19 protein-coding genes are annotated in these 19,130 nt (G+C 71.7%); 9 read left to right on the top strand and 10 right to left on the bottom strand.

The genetic code is table 11. The features are described 5' to 3' along the window. Nucleotides 1–370: 370 nt before the first annotated feature. The gene (locus GT045_RS16380; protein WP_161290423.1) at nt 371–1,297 is read right to left on the bottom strand and encodes a metallophosphoesterase; all 927 of its coding nucleotides are present in this window, start codon (nt 1,295–1,297) and stop codon (nt 371–373) included. 93 nt (nt 1,298–1,390) lie between these two features. On the opposite strand from GT045_RS16380, the gene GT045_RS16375 reads away from it, so the two are divergent. Then, nucleotides 1,391–1,858 carry a GatB/YqeY domain-containing protein gene (locus tag GT045_RS16375; RefSeq protein WP_161290425.1) on the top strand — a complete coding sequence of 156 codons (468 nt, stop codon included), beginning with the start codon at nt 1,391–1,393 and terminating at the stop codon, nt 1,856–1,858. 295 nt (nt 1,859–2,153) lie between these two features. Here the strand turns inward: GT045_RS16375 and GT045_RS16370 are convergent, their stop codons facing one another. Then, nucleotides 2,154–4,499 carry a transglycosylase domain-containing protein gene (locus tag GT045_RS16370; RefSeq protein WP_202528225.1) on the bottom strand — a complete coding sequence of 782 codons (2,346 nt, stop codon included), beginning with the start codon at nt 4,497–4,499 and terminating at the stop codon, nt 2,154–2,156. 662 nt (nt 4,500–5,161) lie between these two features. On the opposite strand from GT045_RS16370, the gene wblA reads away from it, so the two are divergent. Further along, nucleotides 5,162–5,500 carry a transcriptional regulator WblA gene (gene wblA, locus GT045_RS16360; protein ID WP_018547931.1) on the top strand — a complete coding sequence of 113 codons (339 nt, stop codon included), beginning with the start codon at nt 5,162–5,164 and terminating at the stop codon, nt 5,498–5,500. 324 nt (nt 5,501–5,824) lie between these two features. Here wblA and GT045_RS16355 read toward each other — a convergent pair whose 3' ends face one another. Together GT045_RS16355 and GT045_RS16350 are read right to left on the bottom strand one after the other, a co-directional pair. Further along, complete coding sequence (locus GT045_RS16355; RefSeq protein WP_161334605.1) at nt 5,825–7,195, bottom strand: ArsA family ATPase; 1,371 nt, start codon at nt 7,193–7,195, stop codon at nt 5,825–5,827. Continuing rightward, nucleotides 7,192–8,169 (bottom strand): ArsA-related P-loop ATPase, encoded by a 978-nt coding sequence (locus GT045_RS16350; RefSeq protein ID WP_161297786.1) that lies wholly within the window; start codon nt 8,167–8,169, stop codon nt 7,192–7,194. Before GT045_RS16350 ends, GT045_RS16355 begins: the two co-directional genes overlap by 4 nt. A gap of 106 nt (nt 8,170–8,275) precedes the next feature. Here GT045_RS16350 and GT045_RS16345 point away from each other — a divergent pair, with 106 nt between their 5' ends. From GT045_RS16345 to GT045_RS16330, 4 genes are read left to right on the top strand one after another with little or no spacing between them, the layout of a single operon-like run. Then, a complete protein-coding gene (locus tag GT045_RS16345) occupies nt 8,276–8,437 on the top strand; it encodes a DUF4177 domain-containing protein (RefSeq protein ID WP_003975360.1) in 162 nt (53 codons plus the stop codon). Continuing rightward, entirely contained in the window at nt 8,434–8,916 is a 483-nt protein-coding gene (locus tag GT045_RS16340; RefSeq protein WP_161297787.1) for a RidA family protein, read from the top strand. Before GT045_RS16345 ends, GT045_RS16340 begins: the two co-directional genes overlap by 4 nt. Nucleotides 8,917–8,976: 60 nt before the next feature. Continuing rightward, a complete protein-coding gene (locus tag GT045_RS16335; protein WP_161334604.1) occupies nt 8,977–9,864 on the top strand; it encodes an NUDIX hydrolase in 888 nt (295 codons plus the stop codon). Further along, the gene (locus GT045_RS16330) at nt 9,861–10,691 is read left to right on the top strand and encodes an MBL fold metallo-hydrolase (RefSeq protein ID WP_161297789.1); all 831 of its coding nucleotides are present in this window, start codon (nt 9,861–9,863) and stop codon (nt 10,689–10,691) included. Before GT045_RS16335 ends, GT045_RS16330 begins: the two co-directional genes overlap by 4 nt. 32 nt (nt 10,692–10,723) lie before the next feature. Here GT045_RS16330 and GT045_RS16325 read toward each other — a convergent pair whose 3' ends face one another. Continuing rightward, entirely contained in the window at nt 10,724–11,545 is an 822-nt protein-coding gene (locus GT045_RS16325) for a nucleotidyltransferase domain-containing protein (protein WP_161334603.1), read from the bottom strand. Between the two features lie 84 nt (nt 11,546–11,629). Continuing rightward, nucleotides 11,630–12,304, bottom strand: a complete 675-nt coding sequence (locus GT045_RS16320) for a Crp/Fnr family transcriptional regulator (protein WP_073887802.1) — start codon at nt 12,302–12,304, stop codon at nt 11,630–11,632. 326 nt (nt 12,305–12,630) lie between these two features. Here GT045_RS16320 and nth point away from each other — a divergent pair, with 326 nt between their 5' ends. The 3 genes from nth to GT045_RS16305 all read left to right on the top strand — a co-directional run bounded on the left by nth (nt 12,631) and on the right by GT045_RS16305 (nt 15,754). Next, nucleotides 12,631–13,713, top strand: a complete 1,083-nt coding sequence (gene nth, locus GT045_RS16315) for an endonuclease III (RefSeq protein ID WP_161334602.1) — start codon at nt 12,631–12,633, stop codon at nt 13,711–13,713. Nucleotides 13,714–13,768: 55 nt separating this feature from the next. After that, on the top strand, nt 13,769–14,464 hold the full coding sequence (locus tag GT045_RS16310) for a CoA pyrophosphatase (RefSeq protein WP_161297792.1): 696 nt from the start codon (nt 13,769–13,771) through the stop codon (nt 14,462–14,464). A 90-nt stretch (nt 14,465–14,554) separates the two neighbouring features. Then, entirely contained in the window at nt 14,555–15,754 is a 1,200-nt protein-coding gene (locus GT045_RS16305) for a MarP family serine protease (RefSeq protein ID WP_161334601.1), read from the top strand. A 16-nt stretch (nt 15,755–15,770) separates the two neighbouring features. On the opposite strand, the gene GT045_RS39770 is transcribed toward GT045_RS16305, so the two are convergent. The 4 genes from GT045_RS39770 to nhaA all read right to left on the bottom strand — a co-directional run bounded on the left by GT045_RS39770 (nt 15,771) and on the right by nhaA (nt 19,093). Continuing rightward, nucleotides 15,771–15,950, bottom strand: a complete 180-nt coding sequence (locus GT045_RS39770; protein WP_237538643.1) for a hypothetical protein — start codon at nt 15,948–15,950, stop codon at nt 15,771–15,773. A 154-nt stretch (nt 15,951–16,104) separates the two neighbouring features. Further along, entirely contained in the window at nt 16,105–17,040 is a 936-nt protein-coding gene (locus GT045_RS16300) for an alpha/beta hydrolase (protein WP_161334600.1), read from the bottom strand. Beyond that, on the bottom strand, nt 17,037–17,525 hold the full coding sequence (locus GT045_RS16295) for a phage holin family protein (RefSeq protein WP_161297794.1): 489 nt from the start codon (nt 17,523–17,525) through the stop codon (nt 17,037–17,039). The genes GT045_RS16300 and GT045_RS16295 overlap by 4 nt, the downstream gene beginning before the upstream one ends. A gap of 125 nt (nt 17,526–17,650) precedes the next feature. Further along, a complete protein-coding gene (gene nhaA / locus GT045_RS16290; RefSeq protein WP_161334599.1) occupies nt 17,651–19,093 on the bottom strand; it encodes a Na+/H+ antiporter NhaA in 1,443 nt (480 codons plus the stop codon). Nucleotides 19,094–19,130: the final 37 nt, after the last annotated feature.

Genomic DNA, 19,130 nt, shown 5'->3' with positions numbered 1-19,130 from the left:
GGGGGAGGGGGAGGCGGGGCGGGTGGTGTGGCGTGGTGGGGCGCAGGCTCGGCTTCTCTTTTTCAAGGACGGCCGTAGTTTCCCCTCAGACCTGCCGGACCTGCCGGATCCCGGCTCTTCCTCAGCTTGCCGGCCCCCTGCCGGCCCTCAGCCCTGCCGGCCCTCGGCCTTCCCTCAGCCCTGCCGGCCCGGCCCTCCCTCAGCCTCGGTCGACCCGCCGCTCCCGGTCTCTTCCCCTCACAGCCTCGTCGGCCCGGCCGCCTCGCGTCGGCCCGCCACTCCCGGCCTTCCCTCACAGCCCCCTCGGCCCGGCCCCCTCGTGTCGGCCCGCCCCGCCGGCCCTTCCCCGGGGCCGACCCCGCCCCCGCTCCTACTCCCTGCCCACCAGCGTCAGCAGCGTTGCCTCCGGGGGGCAGGCGAAGCGGACCGGGGTGTAGCGGTTGGTGCCGCAGCCCGCCGAGACGTGCAGGTAGGAGGTACGGCCCTCCGCCTTGTGCGTGGACAGGCCCTTCACGCGGTCGGTGTCGAGGTCGCAGTTGGTGACCAGGGCGCCGTAGAAGGGGATGCACAGCTGGCCGCCGTGGGTGTGGCCGGCCAGGACCAGGGGGTAGTCGTCCGCCGTGAAGGAGTCGAGGACGCGCAGGTAGGGGGCGTGGACCACGCCCATGGAGAAGTCGTACGTGCCCGACGGGCCGCCCGCCACCTGGGCGTAGCGATCGCGCTTGATGTGCGGGTCGTCCAGGCCGGTCAGCTCGATGGAGACGCCCTCGACCTTGAGGACCCCGCGCGTGTTGGTCAGGTTCAGCCAGCCCGCCGTGTCGAAACCGTCCCGCAGGTCCTCCCACGGGTTGTGGACCACGCCGACCGCCGGCGGGTTGCCGTTCAGGCCGTGGCGTCCGCTCGTCTTCTCCAGCAGGTAGCGGGCGGGGTTGCGCAGTTTGGGGCCGTAGTAGTCGTTGGAGCCGAAGACGTACGCGCCCGGGAACTCCATCAGCGGTCCCAGGGCGTCCAGCACCTCGGGGACACCTTCGGGGTCCGACAGGTTGTCCCCCGTGTTGATCACGAAGTCGGGGCGCAGTCCGGCCAGCGACTGGAGCCAGCGCTGCTTCTTGCGCTGGCCGCTCACCATGTGGATGTCGGAGACCTGGAGCACGCGCAGTGGGCCCATGCCCGGGGGCAGGACGGGCACGGTGACCCGTCGGAGGCGGAAGGAGCGGGCTTCGAAGCCCGCCGCATACACCAGGCCGGCGGCGCCGGCCGCCACGATCCCCAGGGGAACTCCGTATCGCGCGCGCATGTGTCCATCGTGTCAGACCGGTTGGCAGGCGTGAGACCGGCCGCCGGTTAATCCGCGGGCGTATCCGGCCGGGCACCTGCGACAATCGGGGCCATGACCACCACGCTCAAGTCGAAGCTGCACGACGACCTCAACGCCGCGATCAAGGAGCGTGACGAGCTGCGTTCCTCGACGCTCCGGCTGACGCTCGCCGCGATCACCAAGGAGGAGGTCGCGGGCAAGGAGAAGCGGGAGCTGTCCGACGACGAGGTTCTCAAGGTGATCACCCGCGAGGCGAAGAAGCGCCGCGAGGCCGCGGACGCCTTCGCGCAGGGCGGCCGTGCCGAGCAGGCCGAGCGGGAGAAGGCGGAGGGCGAGCTGCTCGCCGAGTACCTGCCCAAGCAGCTGTCCGACGAGGAGCTGAACGCGATCGTCGCGCAGGCCGTGGAAGAGGCGAAGGCGGCCGGCGCCGAGGGCCCGCGGGCCATGGGCGCCGTCATGAAGATCGTGAACCCGAAGGTGGCCGGCCAGGCCGAGGGCGGCCGGGTCGCCGCCGCGGTCAAGAAGCTGCTCCAGGGCTGAGCGGCGGCCCGGGCCTACCCCCCAGTCCACAGCCGTCCCCAAGAAGCTGCTCCAAGGCTGAGCGGCGGCCCCGGCCCTCGCCCCCCCAGTCCACAGCCGTCCCCAAGAAGCTGCTCCAAGGCTGAGCGGCGGCCCCGGCCCTCGCCCCCCCAGCCCGCAGCCGTCCCCAGGGAAGCTGCTCCAGGGCTGAGCGGCGGCCCGGCCTCGCCTCGTACGCCCGCAGCCGTCCCCACGACCACGGGGCCGCACCCCCTCCCGGAGGTGCGGCCCCGTCGGCGTGTGTACCGGGACGGCGCTAGCGGCGGCCGCCGCCGTTGCCGTTCCCGTTGTTCCCGCCGTTGCCCTGGCCCTGGATGAAGTTGCCGGGCAGGGAGAACGTCGGCTTCGGGAACGTGCCGCCCGTGGACGTGCCACCCGTGGCTCCGCCGTTGGCCGATCCGCCCGTCGGACCGCCGATCAGTCCACCGATCACCTGGCCCGTGGCGTTGCCGTTGTTGCCGTTGTTGCCGTGGCGGTCACCCCGGTCGCCACGCCCCTGGCCGTCCTCGTCCTCGTCGTCGTCGGCGTCGGGGATGTCGATCAGGTGGAAGTCGGGGGCGGGCTTGCCCTCCAGCGCGCCGCTCATCATGTCGCGCCAGATCGGGCCCGGGACCTCGCCGCCGTAGACCTTGTCGTGCGGGACGCCGCCGATGGTGATGCTGGTCATCTTGCGCTTGTGCTGCGGGTCGCCGACCCACACCGCGCCCGCCATGTTCGGGGTGTAGCCGACGAACCAGGCCGCGTAACGCTCGTCCGTCGTACCCGTCTTGCCCGCGCTCGGGCGGCTGCCGAGACCGGCCTCCTGGCCCGTGCCGTCCTCGACCACGCCCTTGAGAAGCGTGCTGAGCGTGTCGGCGGTCTTCTCCGACATCGCCCGCGAGCAGGTCGACTTCGGCACCGCCAGCGACTTCTGCTCGCTGCCGACCTTCTTGGTGACCGACTCGATGGCGACCGGCGTGCAGTACATGCCGCGCGAGGCGAAGGTGGCGTACGCGCTCGCCATCGTCAGCGGGGACATCTCCTGGGTGCCCAGCGCGATGGAGGGCGCCTGGTCGATCTTGCGGCCGTCCGCGCGGGCCACGCCCAGCTTCTTCGCCATGTCGATGACCGGGCAGATCCCGATGTCGCTGATCAGCTGCACGTAGTAGGTGTTGACCGACTTCGCGGTCGCCTCCGACATGCCGTACGGGCCGTGCTCGGACTCGTTCTCGTTCTTCAGCTTGGCGGGCCGGTACGGGTCGTTGCGCCACACCTTGCCGTCGCACGCGGACACCGGGCTCGGGTACGCCATCTGGTACGGCGACGAGTACTCCTGCGTCGGCGCCTTGCCGCCCTCGATGGCCGCGGCGGCGACGATCGGCTTGAAGGTCGAGCCGGGCTGGTAGCCGGCGCCGCCGCCCATGTCCTGGTTCACGGACAGGTTGATCGTCGTCTCGTCGTTGTTGGTGTTGACGCCGTACGGGCGGGACTGGCCCATGGCCAGGATCTTGCCGGTGCCGGGCTCGACGACGGTCGCGGCGGTCGCCACGGGGTCGCTCTTGTAGACGTGGTCCTTGATGGACGCCTGCACGGACTCCTGCGCCTGCGGGTCGAGCGTCGTACGGATCGTCAGACCGCCCTGGTTCCAGAGCTTGGCCCGCGCCTCCTTGGTCTCGCCGAAGACCGGGTCGGTGAGGACGACCTGGCGGGCGTAGTCACAGAAGAAGCCGGCGCCCTTCACCGCGGTGATGCAGCCGTTCTTGGGGCGGCTGGTGTGCAGGCCGAGCGGCTTCTCCTTCGCCTGGTCGGCCTCCTGCTGGGAGATGTCGCCCAGCTCCGCCATGCGCTGCAGGACGATGTTGCGCCGCTTGGTGGCCTCCGCCTCGTCGTTGACCGGGTCGTAGCGGCTGGGGGACTGCACGATGCCGGCCAGCAGCGCCGATTCCTGGAGGTTCAGGTCCTTGGCGTGCTTGGAGAAGTAGCGCTGGGAGGCGGCCTCGACGCCGTACGCCTGCTCGCCGAAGAAGGTGATGTTCAGGTAGTTCTCGAGGATCTTCTTCTTGCCGAGCTTGTCCTCGATCTGGATGGCGTACTTCAGCTCGCGGATCTTGCGGCCCAGGGTCTGCTGGGTGGCCTCGGCGACCTTGGTCGGGTCGTCACCGGCCTCCTCGATGAAGTAGTTCTTCACCAGCTGCTGGGTGAGTGTGGAGGCGCCCTGGGCGACCCCGCCCTCCTGCGCGTTCTTGTTCAGGGCGCGCAGGACGCCCTTGAGGTCGACGGCGCCGTGCTTGTAGAAGCGCGCGTCCTCGATCGCGACGATCGCCTTCTGCACGTACGGCGAGATGTCCTTGAGGTCGACCACCGTACGGTCGCGGGAGTAGACGGTCGCGATCTGGTTGCCCTGGTTGTCCAGGATCGTGGTGCGCTGGCTCAGCTGTGGACTCTTCAGGTTGGCCGGGATCTCGTCGAAACCCTTGACCGAACCCTTGGCCGCGAGACCCAGCGCACCGGCCGCGGGCAGCGCGATGCCCGCCATCACGGCGCCGGCGAGAACACTGACACCGAGGAACTTGGCGGCCTGCTGCATGGGCGACAGACCGCCGCCCGAGCGCTTCTTTGGCATGGGGGCAGCCTAATCCGTACCGTTCGGCGTTCCGAGGGAGCGACCGCCTCTCGGGATGTTCCGGGTGCCGGATCGTGACGTGGCGGACCGGGGAACCGCCGGTGCGGGCCGGTCCGCGCGGACCGGGAACCGCGGGTGCGGGCCGGTCTGCGGACAGGGGAACTGCGGGTGCGGGCCGGTCCGCGGACCGGGGAACCACGGGTGCGCGCCGGTCCGCGGCATGGCGCCGCACGGCGGGACCCCCTACGTTGCCATTCGCCGGACACGCGCACAGGCATTGGCCTAAGCTGCTCTCGACTGTCACAGCAGTGCGGTCATGTATCCATACGTCCGGCGGCCCCGAAGCGTTCCGGACGTAGCCCGAGAATTTCGGGGAACATGCCCGCTCCCCGTGGGGAATGAGCCCGAAACCGCCGTGTGTGTCACCTGGCGCCCGGTGTGACGTACCACGACTGCCCCGGTTTGCCGGGTTGATCACGCATGTCGTCAGCTCACTCCCGCGGGTGATCTGCCGCTTACCCATAGTCCGTTCGGGCCATTCAAGATTGGGCCCGAAGGGGGTGTTGCGCTGTCCCTACCTTCCGTAACGTCCTCAACTGGCGGCGGTGAATATGCCGCTGCCGCCGTGGGGGAGCCTCGATTCGGGAGAGGACGGCGCCGGTATGGGCTGGGTAACCGACTGGAGTGCGCAGGCTGCCTGCCGCACTACCGATCCGGATGAACTGTTCGTTCAGGGAGCAGCGCAGAACAGGGCCAAGGCGGTGTGCACCGGATGCCCGGTACGCACCGAATGCCTGGCGGACGCGCTGGACAACCGCGTCGAGTTCGGCGTGTGGGGAGGCATGACGGAGCGCGAGCGTCGCGCACTGCTGCGCCGGCGACCCACGGTGACCTCTTGGCGCAGATTGCTGGAAACCGCCCGCTCGGAGTACGAGCGGGGCGCCGGGATCGTGCCCCTCGACAACGACGAGGTGTACGAGAACTACGCGGCCGTGAGCTGAGGACACCCTCTCCGGTACACCCCTCCGCCACGACCTGTCGCTTCCCCCGGGGCGCGCCGAGGCGTGACCGGTGAGCGCGAGACGCAGCACCTCGCGTTCCGGGTGAGCCGTGCGTGCAGACGTGAGCCGTACGTGCCGACGGCGCCTTGCGCGCAGAGGTGAGCCGTCCGTCCGGGCGTGAGCCGTACGTGCCGACGCCGCCGTGCGTGCAGAGGTGAGCCGTACGTGCCGACGTCGCCTTGCGCGCGGACGTGGGCCGTCCGCGCAAACGTGGGCCGTCCGCGCAGACGCGGGCCGTGTGTGGAGACGGCACGCCGGGCGTGTCTATATGTGCTCCGGATCCTCGGGGCGGTCCGGCCGTTCGGTCGCCAGCCGGCCCCCGATGTCACGCAGGCCCGCGAGGTCGTGGACGTCGCCGGGCAGCGCGGGTACCTCGACCACCGCCACCTCGGGGTGGCGGGCGGTGAAGCGGTCGCGCGTGCGCTGTTCGCGCGAGAGCAGCTGCATACGCTCGGCGTGCAGCCTGAGCAGGCCCGCGGTGAGCCGCTCGACGGAGTGCTCCGCGTCGGCGGGGGAGCCTTCCTCAGGAGCATCGGCTGCGGTCTCGGATGCGGGAGATGGTGAACTGCCGTACGTTTCGGGAGAGTTACGAAGTCCAGCTTTCCCGTCCCCCTGATCCACAATGCGGGGGTCGTCAAGATTTTCCGCGGCGGAGAGAGCCCGCTCGGCCGACAGCCGGCCGGCGCCGCTGCCGTGGACCCGGTTCAGCACCAGACCCACCAGCGGCATCTTCTCCGCGGCCAGCCGCTCCACGAAGTACGCGGCCTCGCGCAGCGCGTCCCGCTCCGGGGCCGCCACCACCAGGAAGGCCGTGCCGGGCGCCTGGAGCAGCTTGTAGGTGGCGTCGGCGCGGGTGCGGAACCCGCCGAACGTGGTGTCCATGGCGGCCACGAACGTCTGTACGTCCTTCAGCAGCTGACCGCCCAGCAGCTTGCCGAGGGTGCCGGTCATCATCGACATGCCGACGTTGAGGAAGGCCATCCCGGCGCGACCGCCCAGCTTCGCCGGTGCCGTCAGCAGGCGGATCAGCCGGCCGTCCAGGAAGGACCCGAGCCGCTTGGGCGCGTCGAGGAAGTCCAGCGCCGAGCGGGACGGCGGGGTGTCGACGACGATGAGGTCCCACTCGTCCCGCGCCCGCAACTGGCCGAGCTTCTCCATCGCCATGTACTCCTGCGTGCCCGCGAAGCCCGCAGAGAGCGACTGGTAGAAGGGGTTCGCCAGGATCGCGGCGGCCCGCTTGGGGTCCGCGTGCGCCTCCACGACCTCGTCGAAGGTGCGCTTCATGTCGAGCATCATGGCGTGCAGCTCGCCGTCGCCGTCGGTGCCCTTCACCTTGCGCGGCACGTTGTCGAGGGAGTCGATGCCCATCGACTGGGCCAGCCGCCTGGCCGGGTCGATGGTGAGGACGACCACCTTGCGGCCCCGCTCGGCCGCCCGGAGCCCGAGGGCCGCCGCGGTCGTCGTCTTGCCGACCCCGCCCGAACCGCAGCACACCACGATCCGTGTCCCGGGATCGTCCAGCAGCGGATCGATGTCGAGCACGCGCGCGGAGGACAGCCGCCGGGGCGCCTCCTGCGCCTCGGCCGTCCCGCGCCCCTCGGGGGCCTTCCGCGTCTGCGCCCGGTCCGGACTCATGACAACCCCTGCTTCCGCAGCTCGGTGGCGAGTTCGTACAGGCCCGCGAGGTCCATGCCCTCGGCGAGCAGCGGCAGTTCGTGCAGCGGCAGGTCCAGCTCGCCGAGGACCGCGCGCTGCTCCTGCTCCAGCGCGTGCCGCTCGGCGTACTCCGCGGCCTGCTCCAGCAGCGGGTCCACCAGCTTCTCGGCGTGCCCGCCCCGCCGGGCCCCGCCCAGTCCGGCGGCCGAGAGCGCCTCTGCCACGGAGGAACGCTCCACGGTCCGTACGAGTTCCAGATCGGCCGCGTCCAACACCTCCGGCCGGACCATGTTCACGATGACCCGGCCCACCGGAAGCCGGGCGGCGCGGAGTTCGGCGATGCCGTCGGCGGTCTCCTGGACCGGCATCTCCTCCAGCAGCGCCACCAGGTGCACCGCCGTCTCCGGCGACTTCAGCACCCGCATGACGGCCTGCGCCTGATTGTGTATCGGCCCGATCTTCGCAAGGCCCGCCACCTCGTCGTTGACGTTCAGGAAGCGGGTGATGCGGCCGGTCGGCGGGGCGTCCATGACGACGTAGTCGTACACGAACCGGCCGGAACGGTCCTTGCGGCGAACGGCCTCGCACGCCTTGCCGGTCAGCAGGACGTCCCTGAGCCCGGGGGCGATGGTGGTGGCGAAGTCGATCGCGCCGAGCTTTCTCAGGGCCCGGCCCGCGCCGCCGAGCTTGTAGAACATCTGGAGGTAGTCGAGAAGAGCCAGTTCGGGATCGATGGCGAGGGCGTACACCTCGCCACCGCCCGGAGCGACCGCGATCTTGCGCTCCTCGTACGGGAGCGCTTCCGTCTCGAAGAGTTGTGCGATTCCTTGCCGGCCCTCGACCTCCACGAGAAGCGTCCGCTTCCCCTCGGTCGCGAGGGCCAGCGCGAGTGCGGCGGCGACCGTCGTCTTTCCGGTCCCGCCCTTGCCGCTGACGACCTGGAGCCTGCTCACGTCTTCGAGACTAACCATTCCGGGCGACGGCCACGCAGCAGGCTGTGGATAACAGGCCCGTGGTGGGCCCGCCGGCCCCGTCCGCCACAGCGGCTACAGTCGGCCCATGACCAAGTGGGAATACGCAACCGTGCCGCTGCTCGTCCATGCCACGAAGCAGATTCTGGACACCTGGGGCGAGGACGGCTGGGAGCTCGTCCAGGTCGTGCCCGGGCCGAACAACCCCGAGCAGCTCGTGGCCTACCTGAAGCGGGAGAAGCAGGCGTGAGCGCGGTCGAGACGAAGCTGGCCGAACTGGGCCTGACCCTGCCGGAGGTCGTACCGCCGCTGGCCGCGTACCAGCCGGCCGTGCGCTCCGGGGCGTACGTGTACACCGCCGGCCAGCTGCCGATGGTGGAGGGCAAGCTGCCGGTCACCGGGAAGGTGGGCGCCGAGGTCACGCCGGAGGAGGCCAAGGAGCTGGCCCGCACCTGCGCGCTGAACGCGCTCGCCGCCGTGAAGTCCGTCGTCGGCGACCTGGACCGCATCGCACGCGTGGTGAAGGTCGTCGGCTTCGTCGCCTCGGCGTCCGACTTCACCGGTCAGCCCGGTGTCGTCAACGGCGCCAGCGAGCTGCTCGGCGAGGTCCTCGGCGAGAAGGGCGTGCACGCCCGCAGCGCGGTGGGCGTCGCGGTGCTGCCGCTGGACGCGCCGGTCGAGGTCGAGATCCAGGTGGAACTGGCCGGGCAGGACACGGCGGCCCGCTGACCTCGGGCGTGGCCCCGGGCACCCCTCGAACATTCGCTCTGTACGGGATAGCCTCCGGCCATGGCGAACGGTCAGTGGTACCCCCCGGAGTGGCCGGACCGCATCCGCGCGCTCGCGGAGGGCACGCTCACCCCGGTGACCCCCCGGCGCGCGGCCACGGTTCTGCTGCTGAAGGACACCCCGGACGGCCCCGTCGTCCACATGCTGCGCAGACGCGCCTCCATGGCCTTCGCCGGAGGCGCGTACGCGTATCCGGGGGGCGGTGTGGACCCGCGGGACGACGACCGCCGGATCCGCTGGGCGGGCCCCCCGCGCGCGTGGTGGGGTGAGCGGCTCGGCGTCGACGAGGCGGGCGCCCAGGCGATCGTCTGCGCGGCCGTACGGGAGACCTACGAGGAGGCCGGCGTGCTGCTCGCCGGTCCCGACCCGGACTCGGTCGTCGGCGACACCACCGGGGACGACTGGGAGGCCGACCGCGCCGCCCTGGTCGCGCGTGAGCTGTCCTTCGCCGAGTTCCTGGACCGGCGCGGCCTGGTGCTGCGCTCGGACCTGCTGGGCGCCTGGACCCGGTGGATCACCCCGGAGTTCGAGGCCCGCCGCTACGACACGTGGTTCTTCGTGGCCGCCCTGCCCGCCGGACAGCGCACCCGTAACGCCTCCACGGAGGCCGACCGCACGGTGTGGATCCGTCCCGCGGAGGCAGCCGCCGGCTACGACCGGGGCGAGCTGCTGATGATGCCGCCCACCGTCGCCACCCTGCGGCAGCTGCTTCCGTACGGCAGCGGCGCCGAGGCGCTGGCCGCGGCTCCCGCGCGCGACATGACGCCGGTGCTGGCCCGCGCCCGGCTCCAGGACGGCGAGATCGTCCTGTCCTGGCCCGGGCACGACGAGTTCACCAAGCACGTCCCGACGACCACCCCGTCGACCACCGGTGGAGGCCCCGCATGACCGACGCAAGCGCGCTGCCGGGCCAGCCCCGGGGCACGGTCCTCTCGGGGCCGGCCACCGAACGGGCGGTGAACGTCCTCGCGCCGAACCCTTCCGCGATGACCCTGGACGGCACCAACACCTGGATCGTCGCCGAGCCCGACTCCGACCTGGCCGTGGTGATCGACCCGGGCCCGCTGGACGACCACCACCTGCGCAACGTCGTCGACACGGCGGAGAAGGCCGGCAAGCGCATAGCCCTGACCCTGCTGACCCACGGTCACCCCGACCACGCCGAGGGTGCCGCCCGCCTGGCCGAGCTGACCGGCACGCGCGTGCGTGCACTCGATCCGGCCCTGCGGCTCGGTGACGAGGGTCTGGCCGGGGGAGACGTGGTGACCGTCGGCGGCCTGGAGCTGAGGGTCGTACCGACCCCCGGGCACACCGCGGACTCGCTGTCCTTCCACCTCCCCGCCGACCGGGCCGTGCTGACCGGTGACACGGTCCTGGGCCGCGGCACGACGCTCGTCGCGCACCCCGACGGCCGGCTCGGGGACTACCTGGACTCCCTGCGGCGGCTGCGGTCCCTGACGGTGGACGACGGTGTGCACACCGTGCTGCCGGGTCACGGGCCGGTCCTGGAGGACGCCCAGGGCGCCGTCGAGTTCTACCTCGCCCACCGCGCCCACCGGCTCGCCCAGGTGGAGACCGCGGTCGAGAACGGCCACCGCGCCCCGGCCGAGGTCGTCGCGCACGTCTACGCCGACGTGGACCGCTCGCTGTGGCCGGCGGCGGAACTGTCGGTCCGCGCCCAGCTGGACTACCTCAGCGAGCACGGCCTGATCTAGCGCCGTGGCCGGTGCTCCTGCCGGCCACCGCATCAGTCCGGGCGGGGCGCCTTGGTGCCGTGCACGCGCGCGTACTCCTCGGCGAGCCAGGGCCCGAGATCGTCCACGTACGTCCGCAGGACGGCCGGGTCGCCGACGGGGTCGAGACCGCGGCGTGCCGCGGCGCGCAGTTGCGCGGCCCGCTCGGGGTGGTACGCGGCGAACACCTCGGCCATCTCGCACAGGTCGCTGGTCCAGCCCTGCCAGCGGGGCATGACCAGGGTGAAACCGGTGCGGACGAGGTGCCGCGACATGAAGCGCACCAGCGGCCGGCGGGCCTCCTCGGTGTCCTGGGCCCCCGCGATCCGTTCGCGCCAGCGCGGCAGCCACCGGGCGAGGTCGCCGTTGGTCTCGCGGGCGAGCAGGGAGTCGGGCCGGTAGCGGGGCAGGTGCTCGGCGAGGTCCTCGCCCAGCAGCGGGGTGCACAGGCAGGCCACGAACCAGCCGAGGTCGTACCGCTCCGGCTCGCTCAGCAGCCGCTCCCGGCCGTACAGCAGGATGCCGACGCCGCCGATCTGCCCGTACTCCTCATCGACCGCCTCGCCGAGGGCGCGTACGGCGTCCCGGTCGGCGTCGGCGGGCTCCTCGCGCAGGGCGATCAGGAGGTCCAGGTCGCTGCGCCCCACGCGCGCGGTGCCACGTGGGACCGACCCGTAGAGGTACGCGCTGTGCAGCCGTGGCCCGAGGACGTCCAGGATCCGGTCGCGCGCGGCGGCCACGACCGGGCGGAAGGCGTCCGGCACGCGCGCGAGGGAGCCTTCACGCTCGATGAAGCCCCGGGCGTCCAGTCCGGGGCGGTGAACCGCTACGGTCATGCGCTCACCGTGGCGCCCGCGGTCACCCCGGACAACCGGATTTACCCGCCGGAGCGCCCGGCAGGAGGGAGCAGCCCGCCCGGGTCAGCGGGACCGCTTGGCCAGCCTTTCGACGTCGAGCAGGATCACCGCGCGGGCCTCCAGGCGGAGCCAGCCGCGCTGGGCGAAGTCCGCGAGGGCCTTGTTCACGGTCTCGCGGGAGGCGCCGACGAGCTGGGCCAGCTCCTCCTGGGTGAGGTCGTGGACGACGTGGATGCCCTCCTCGGACTGCACGCCGAAGCGGCGCGAGAGGTCCAGCAGAGCGCGGGCCACGCGGCCGGGGACGTCGGAGAAGACCAGGTCGGACATCGCGTCGTTGGTCTTGCGCAGACGGCGGGCGACGGCGCGCAGCAGGGCGCCGGCCACCTCGGGGCGCACGTTCAGCCAGGGCTGGAGGTCGCCGTGGCCCAGACCGAGCATCTTGACCTCGGTCAGCGCGCTCGCGGTCGCGGTGCGCGGACCCGGGTCGAACAGCGAAAGCTCACCGATCAGCTCGCCGGGGCCGACGACGGCGAGCATGTTCTCGCGGCCGTCGGGGGAGGTGCGGTGCAGCTTGACCTTGCCCTCGGTGACGACGTAGAGCCGGTCGCCGGGGTCACCTTCATGGAAGAGCGAGTCACCGCGTGCGAGGGTCACCTCACTCATGGAGGCGCGAAGCTCCGCGGCCTGCTCGTCGTCGAGAGCCGCGAAGAGCGGGTTGCGCCGCAGAACGTCGTCCACGAGTTCTCTCCTTGTCGACCTGCTCAGGGGATCTTTCTCCCCCATGTGCCAGGGGACCGTGTTCCCCATTTTGCCGGACGGTCCAAACAGTGTGATCTGTCACAAGGATGCCGCACACGTGTCCCGGGGTAAGCGTCAGGGGTCCAATCGGGGGCCGCTCTGCGGGGTCCGGGGCGGATGTCGGTGCCGGGCTTTAGGCTGGCCGGGTGTCCAAAACGCCGGTGACAGCACAGGACAAGGGGGCTGGGCGGGTGGTTGTACGTCGGGATTCCGCCGTGGGCGAACAGGCTCCCGGAGGAAGTAGCAAAACAGGTAAATCGGCTGAAATGGCTGTCGGTGCGGCGAAGAAGGCCGCACCTGCGAAGAGCACCGCCGAGGGTGCCGCGAAGAGCACCGGGGAGAGTGCCGCGAAGAGCACCGGGGAGAGCGCCGCGAAGAGCCCTGCGGCGAGTGCCGCCAAGAAGCCCGCGAAGAAGCCCGCGAAGGCCGCCGCGAAGAAGACCGCCGAGCAGGCCGCGAAGAAGATCGCGCCCGCAGAGCACGTCGGCAAGAAGGCCGCGCCCGCGAAGGCCGCTGCCAAGAAGACCGCGAAGAAGGCCGCGCCCGTCAAGAAGATCGCTGTCGCTCCGCCCTCCGGTGAGTCCCCCACCGCCCTGGTCCGCCGGGCCCGCCGCATCAACCGCGAACTGGCCGAGGTGTACCCCTACGCCCACCCCGAGCTGGACTTCGACAACCCCTTCCAGCTGCTGGTCGCCACCGTGCTGTCGGCGCAGACCACCGATCTGCGGGTCAACCAGACCACCCCGGCGCTCTTCGCCAGGTACCCCACCCCCGAGGACCTCGCCGCCGCGAACCCGGAGGAGGTCGAGGAGATCCTGCGTCCCTGCGGCTTCTTCCGGGCCAAGACCCGGTCGGTCATAGGGCTCTCCAAGGCCCTCACCGAGGACTTCGGCGGCGAGGTGCCCGGCCGGCTGGAGGACCTGGTCAAGCTGCCCGGCGTGGGCCGCAAGACGGCCTTCGTCGTCCTCGGCAACGCCTACGGGCGGCCCGGGATCACCGTGGACACCCACTTCCAGCGCCTGGTCCGGCGTTGGCGGTGGACGGACGAGACCGACCCCGACAAGATCGAGGCCGCCGTCGGCGCGCTCTTCCCGAAGAGTGACTGGACCGACCTGTCGCACCACGTGATCTGGCACGGCCGCCGGATCTGCCACGCCCGCAAGCCCGCCTGCGGGGCCTGCCCCATCGCCCCGCTCTGCCCGGCCTACGGCGAGGGCGAGACGGACCCGGAGAAGGCGCAAAAGCTCCTGAAGTACGAGAAGGGCGGCTTCCCGGGGCAGCGGCTCAAGCCCCCGCAGGCGTACCTCGACGCCGGCGGCAAGGCCGCACCGCCGCTGGGGGCCGCGTGACGGAACGATCTCGGGTGCCTCGGGCGTTGGAGAGGGCGGAGCGACGGGGGTGGCGATGACGAGGGCAAGCGACACACAGGGCGGTCCGGTGACGCTCAGCAAGGAAGGGCTGCCGGACTGGCTGGGGCCCGTGGCGCACGCCGCCGAGACGGTCCAGCCGCTGCAGCTGAGCCGCTTCCTGCCGCCGGAGAACGGTTCGGGGCGGCAGTCGGCCGTGCTGATCCTGTTCGGGGAGGGGGAGCGCGGCCCGGAGCTGCTGCTCATGGAGCGGGCGGGCTCCCTGCGCTCGCACCCCGGGCAGCCGTCGTTCCCGGGCGGTGCGCTGGATCCGGAGGACGGCGATCCGCAAGGCGACGGCCCCCTGCGGGCCGCCCTGCGCGAGGCCGAGGAGGAGACCGGGCTCGACCCGTCCGGCGTGCAGCTCTTCGGTGTGCTGCCTCGCCTCTACATCCCGGTCAGCGGCTTCGTGGTCACCCCGGTGCTCGGCTGGTGGCGTGAGCCCAGTCCGGTGGGCGTCGTCGACCCGAAGGAGACCGCGCGGGTCTTCACCGTCCCCGTGGCGGATCTCACGGACCCCGCCAACCGCGCCACCGCCGTCCACCCCAGAGGCCACAGCGGTCCGGCTTTCCTGGTCGAATCGGCCCTGGTCTGGGGTTTCACGGCCGGAGTGATCGACCGCCTCCTGCACTACGCGGGCTGGGAACACCCCTGGGACCGGCAGAAGCAGGTCCCGCTCGACTGGCACGCATGACAGGGTGATCCCCGTGCTGTATCCCCCGGGGCACCCCCCGGGCCCCGGCCGAGCTGCTGGGAGCGGAGTGAGTAGGCGAGGCCTGAAGCAGTGAACGTGCTGGACATCCTGTTGCTCGTCGCGGCCGTGTGGTTCGCGGTGGTGGGTTACCGCCAGGGCTTCGTCGTCGGCATCCTGTCGGTGATCGGTTTCCTGGGTGGCGGCCTCGTCGCCGTCTACCTGCTGCCCGTGATCTGGGACGCGGCGACCGACAAGGCCGAGGTCGGCACCACCGCCGCCGTGGTGGCCGTGGTCGTCGTCATCGTCTGCGCCTCCGTGGGCCAGGCCCTGACCACCCACCTCGGCAACAAGCTGCGCCGCTCCATCACCTGGTCCCCGGCCCGCGCCCTGGACGCCACCGGCGGCGCGCTGGTCAACGTCGTCGCGATGCTGCTGGTGGCCTGGCTGATCGGCTCCGCCCTGGCCGGCACGACCCTGCCCACGCTCGGCAAGGAGGTCCGCGGCTCCAAGGTGCTCCTCGGCGTCTCCCGGGCCCTGCCGGCCCAGGCGGACACCTGGTTCGCCGACTTCTCCTCCGTGCTCGCGCAGAACGGCTTCCCGCAGGTCTTCAGCCCGTTCTCCGACGAACCGATCAAGGACGTGCGGCCGCCCGACCCGGCTCTCGCCCGCAGCCCGGTCGCCCAGCACGCCCAGCGCTCCATCGTCAAGGTCACCGGCACCGCCCAGGGGTGCGGCAAGGTGCTGGAGGGCACCGGCTTCGTCTTCGCCGACCGCCGCGTGATGACCAACGCGCACGTGGTCGGCGGGGTGGACGCGCCGCGCGTGCAGATAGGCGGCGAGGGCCGCAGGTACGACGCCAGGGTCGTGCTGTACGACTGGAAGCGTGACATCGCCGTACTCGACGTACCGGACCTGAGGGCGGCCGCGCTGCGGTTCACCACCCAGGACGCGGGCGGCGGTGACGGCGCGATCGTCGCCGGTTTCCCGGAGAACGGCTCGTACGACGTGCGGGCCGCGCGTGTCCGCGGGCGCATCACGGCCAACGGGCCGGACATCTACCACCGCGGCACGGTCCGCCGTGACGTCTACTCCCTGTACGCCACCGTCCGGCAGGGCAACTCCGGTGGCCCGCTGCTCACTCCGGACGGCAAGGTGTACGGCGTGGTGTTCGCCAAGTCCCTCGACGACGCGGACACCGGCTACGCCCTGACGGCGGATGAGATCCAGGCCGACGTCGAGCGGGGCCGGACGGCGAACGAGCAGGTGGGTACGGACAGCTGCGCCCTGTAGGGCGGGTGCGGGGCGATCAGCTCCGCGGGTGACGCAGGCGTACCGAGACCCAGCGGGCCCGGCGGCGCAGGATGCGCGGAATCCCCACCCGCAGGTCGCCTTCCGCGAGTTGCGGGGTGCCTCGCTGAGGCGTGCTCAGGCCAGTGGCCGAGCGGCGGTTGCGGGGTGCGTCACTGTAGTCGTGCGTCCAGCCCATACCCCGACGTGTGCCCCCGCCCCAAGGTCGATAACCGCCCGCACGCCCCCCAATTGGCCTATGCGCAGGGCATGTGGCCGTTCGGGGGACAAGTGTTCAACAACCGGATACTCCACGCATCCGGGCCGTCACCCACGGGTCACCACCGCGGGCATCAGCGGTCGGGTTCGGGGTCCTTGAGCCAGTTGACCAGTTCCGTGGAGAAGGCCGCCGGGTCCTCCTCGTGCGGGAAGTGACCGAGGCCGTCGAACAGCCGCCAGCGGTAGGGCGCTTCGACGAACTCGCCCGAACCGGCCGCGCTGCGCGTGCGGGTGACCGGATCGAGGGAACCGTGCAGGTGCAGCGTCGGCACCCGTACCGGTCGCTTCATCCGGCGGTAGAACTGCACGCCGTCCGGGCGGGCCAGCGAACGCACCAGCCAGCGGTACGGTTCGATGGCGCAATGCGCCGTGGACGGGATGCACATGGCCCGCTGGTACGTCTCCACGGCCGCGTCCTCGGGCAGCCGCGGCCCGGACCAGTCCCGGATCAGCCGGCCCACCAGCGCACCGCCGTCGGCGGTCAGTTGGCGCTCCGGGAGCCAGGGCCGCTGGAACCCCCAGACGTAGGAACTGGCGGCCGTCTGCCGGGCGTCCCGCAGCATCGCCGCGCGCCAGCGCCTCGGGTGCGGCATCGACGCCACGGCGAGGCGCCGCACGAGCTTGGGCCGCATGGCCGCCGCCGTCCACGCCAGGTAGCCGCCGAGGTCGTGTCCGACCAGCGCGGCGTCCGGCTCGCCGAGCGAGCGGATCACCCCGGTGACGTCCAGGGCCAGGTTGGCGGGGTCGTACCCGCGGGGCGTGCGGTCGCTGCCGCCGACGCCCCGCAGGTCCATCGCCACCGCCCGGTAGCCCGCGTCCGCGAGCGCGGCCAGCTGGTGCCGCCACGTCCACCAGAACTGCGGGAAGCCGTGCAGCAGCAGTACCAGGGGGCCGTCGCCCAGCTCGGCGATGTGGAAGCGGGCGCCGTTGGCGGAGACATCCCGGTGGGTGACCTGTCTGCCGTCCGGGAGGTCGATCCGCACGGGCGAGAGGGCGGCTGGGTCCGTCATGACGACGAGCGTGCCACAGCCTCGATGGCCGCGGGGGTCCGGTCCTCGGGCAGCTCCGGCCGCGGGTGGGGCTTGGCGTTCTGCAGGACGCCCGCCGTCTCCTTCATCGAGGCGGCCACCTTCTGCGGGCCCTGGCCCTTCTTGGCCTTCTTCGCGAACACCGTGCCGATGAGCGCGAGGAAGCCGGCGACGAGCACGTTGGCCGCGAAGGACAGCAGGAAGCAGACGGCCAGGTTCCAGCCGCTCCAGGTCCTGATGCCGTACGCCAGGGCGAAGTTGAGCATCGGCAGGGAGAACACCAGCACCGCGCCGGCGATCGAGAACGCGCCGCCGCTGACCGCGCCGCGCTTCACGTCCTGCTTGAGCTGAGCCTTGGCCAGCGCGATCTCGTCGTGCACCAGCGCCGACATCTCGGTCGTCGCCGAGGCGAACAGCTGGCCGATGCTGCGTTCGGCGCCGACCGGGCTGCCGTCGGGTGCGCTCATCGCGTTCTCCCTCAGAAGTCTGTTGTGCCACACGTGCGCTGCGGGGAACGGCCGTCCTGCTCGTACGGCCGTCCGGGTGGCCGTCGTGCGCGCGCGGCCGTCTTGTTTTGTACCGTCTCGTCAGATCATGCCGGACGGTCGCCTTCCTCGCCTGCCCCGCCCGGTACTTCCGCAAGCCCGTGGCGCGCCTCGGCCGCCCGCTCGGCGGCCAGCCGCCGGTGTTCGGCGGCCTTGCGCTCGTGGATCTCGGCCATGCGGAGGTGGTAGGCCGGGTCGTCCTGCTCGTAGACGTCCGGGATGCCGTCGAGGTCCTCGTCGCGGTCCTCGTCCTCGCACAGCGTGCGGTAGCGGGCGTTGCGCAGCTTCAGCAGTACCGTCGCGCACACCGCCGCGATCAGTGAGCCGGTGAGGACGGCGGCCTTCACCTCGTCGGTGAGTACGGCGTCGCCGTCGAAGGCCAGCTCCCCGATGAGCAGCGAGACCGTGAAACCGATCCCGGCGAGCGAGGCCACGGCGAAGACGTCGGCCCACGCCAGTTCCGCGCTGAGCTGCGCGCGGGTGAAGCGGGCGGTCAGCCAGGTACCGCCGAAGATGCCGGCCGCCTTGCCCACGACCAGGCCGAGCACGACGCCGAGCGTCTCGGGCTTGGCGAACACATCCCCGAGCGCCCCGCCCGATATCGGCACACCGGCGCTGAACAGGGCGAACAGCGGTACGGCGAGCCCGGCCGACAGGGGCCGCACGAGGTGCTCGATGTGCTCGGCCGGCGAGTGCTCCTCCCCTTCCCGGGTGGTGCAGCGCAGCATCAGCCCCATCGCCACGCCGGCGACGGTGGCGTGCACGCCGCTGTTGTACATCAGCGCCCAGACGACGAGGGCCAGCGGTACGTAGACGTACCAGCCGCGCACCCCCTTGCGCAGCAGCAGCCAGAAGACGGCGAGGCCGGCGACGGCACCGCCGAGGGCGGCGAAGTTCAGCCGGTCGGTGAAGAAGATCGCGATGATCAGGATCGCGAAGAGGTCGTCGACGACCGCGAGGGTGAGCAGGAAGGCGCGCAGGGCGCTGGGCAGTGAGGTGCCGATGACCGCGAGGACGGCGAGCGCGAAGGCGATGTCGGTGGCGGTGGGCACCGCCCAGCCCTGGAGGGAGCCGTCGCCCGCGAGGTTGGTGAGCGTGTAGACGAGCGCCGGTACGGCCATCCCGCACAGCGCCGCCACGACGGGCAGCACGGCCGCTCTGGGGTCGCGCAGATCGCCCGCGACCAGCTCGCGCTTGAGTTCGATGCCGGCGACGAAGAAGAACACGGCGAGCAGTCCGTCGGCGGCCCAGTGGGCGACGGAGAGGTGCAGGCCGAGGGCGCCGGGGCCGAGGTGGAAGTGGCTGACGCCCGTGTAGCCGTGACGCAGGCCGGGGATGTTCGCCCAGGCCAGCGCGGCTATGGCGGCGAGCAGCAGCAGGACTCCGCCGACGGTCTCGGTGCGCAGCGCGTTCGCGATGTAGGTCCGCTCGGGCAGGGACAGACGGCCGAGGACCTTGCGGGCGGTGGTACGGGCGCGGGGCGCGGTCACGGGAGACCTCCGGGGCAGGCGAAACTCACATGCCGAC

The organism is Streptomyces sp. SID486 (assembly GCF_009865385.1).
Lineage (GTDB): Bacteria > Actinomycetota > Actinomycetes > Streptomycetales > Streptomycetaceae > Streptomyces.
The sequence above is the reverse complement of the archived record's forward strand: the minus strand, read 5'-3'. Positions and strand labels throughout refer to the sequence as shown.

Bases quoted from the DNA above. Each gene is read 5' to 3' on its own strand.
- GT045_RS16380 (WP_161290423.1), bottom strand. From the start codon at position 1,297: ATGCGCGCGCGATACGGAGTTCCCCTGGGGATCGTGGCGGCCGGCGCC.
- GT045_RS16375 (WP_161290425.1), top strand. From the start codon at position 1,391: ATGACCACCACGCTCAAGTCGAAGCTGCACGACGACCTCAACGCCGCG.
- GT045_RS16370 (WP_202528225.1), bottom strand. From the start codon at position 4,499: ATGCCAAAGAAGCGCTCGGGCGGCGGTCTGTCGCCCATGCAGCAGGCC.
- wblA (WP_018547931.1), top strand. From the start codon at position 5,162: ATGGGCTGGGTAACCGACTGGAGTGCGCAGGCTGCCTGCCGCACTACC.
- GT045_RS16355 (WP_161334605.1), bottom strand. From the start codon at position 7,195: ATGAGTCCGGACCGGGCGCAGACGCGGAAGGCCCCCGAGGGGCGCGGG.
- GT045_RS16345 (WP_003975360.1), top strand. From the start codon at position 8,276: ATGACCAAGTGGGAATACGCAACCGTGCCGCTGCTCGTCCATGCCACG.
- GT045_RS16335 (WP_161334604.1), top strand. From the start codon at position 8,977: ATGGCGAACGGTCAGTGGTACCCCCCGGAGTGGCCGGACCGCATCCGC.
- GT045_RS16330 (WP_161297789.1), top strand. From the start codon at position 9,861: ATGACCGACGCAAGCGCGCTGCCGGGCCAGCCCCGGGGCACGGTCCTC.
- GT045_RS16325 (WP_161334603.1), bottom strand. From the start codon at position 11,545: ATGACCGTAGCGGTTCACCGCCCCGGACTGGACGCCCGGGGCTTCATC.
- nth (WP_161334602.1), top strand. From the start codon at position 12,631: ATGGCTGTCGGTGCGGCGAAGAAGGCCGCACCTGCGAAGAGCACCGCC.
- GT045_RS16310 (WP_161297792.1), top strand. From the start codon at position 13,769: ATGACGAGGGCAAGCGACACACAGGGCGGTCCGGTGACGCTCAGCAAG.
- GT045_RS39770 (WP_237538643.1), bottom strand. From the start codon at position 15,950: ATGGGCTGGACGCACGACTACAGTGACGCACCCCGCAACCGCCGCTCG.
- GT045_RS16300 (WP_161334600.1), bottom strand. From the start codon at position 17,040: ATGACGGACCCAGCCGCCCTCTCGCCCGTGCGGATCGACCTCCCGGAC.
- GT045_RS16295 (WP_161297794.1), bottom strand. From the start codon at position 17,525: ATGAGCGCACCCGACGGCAGCCCGGTCGGCGCCGAACGCAGCATCGGC.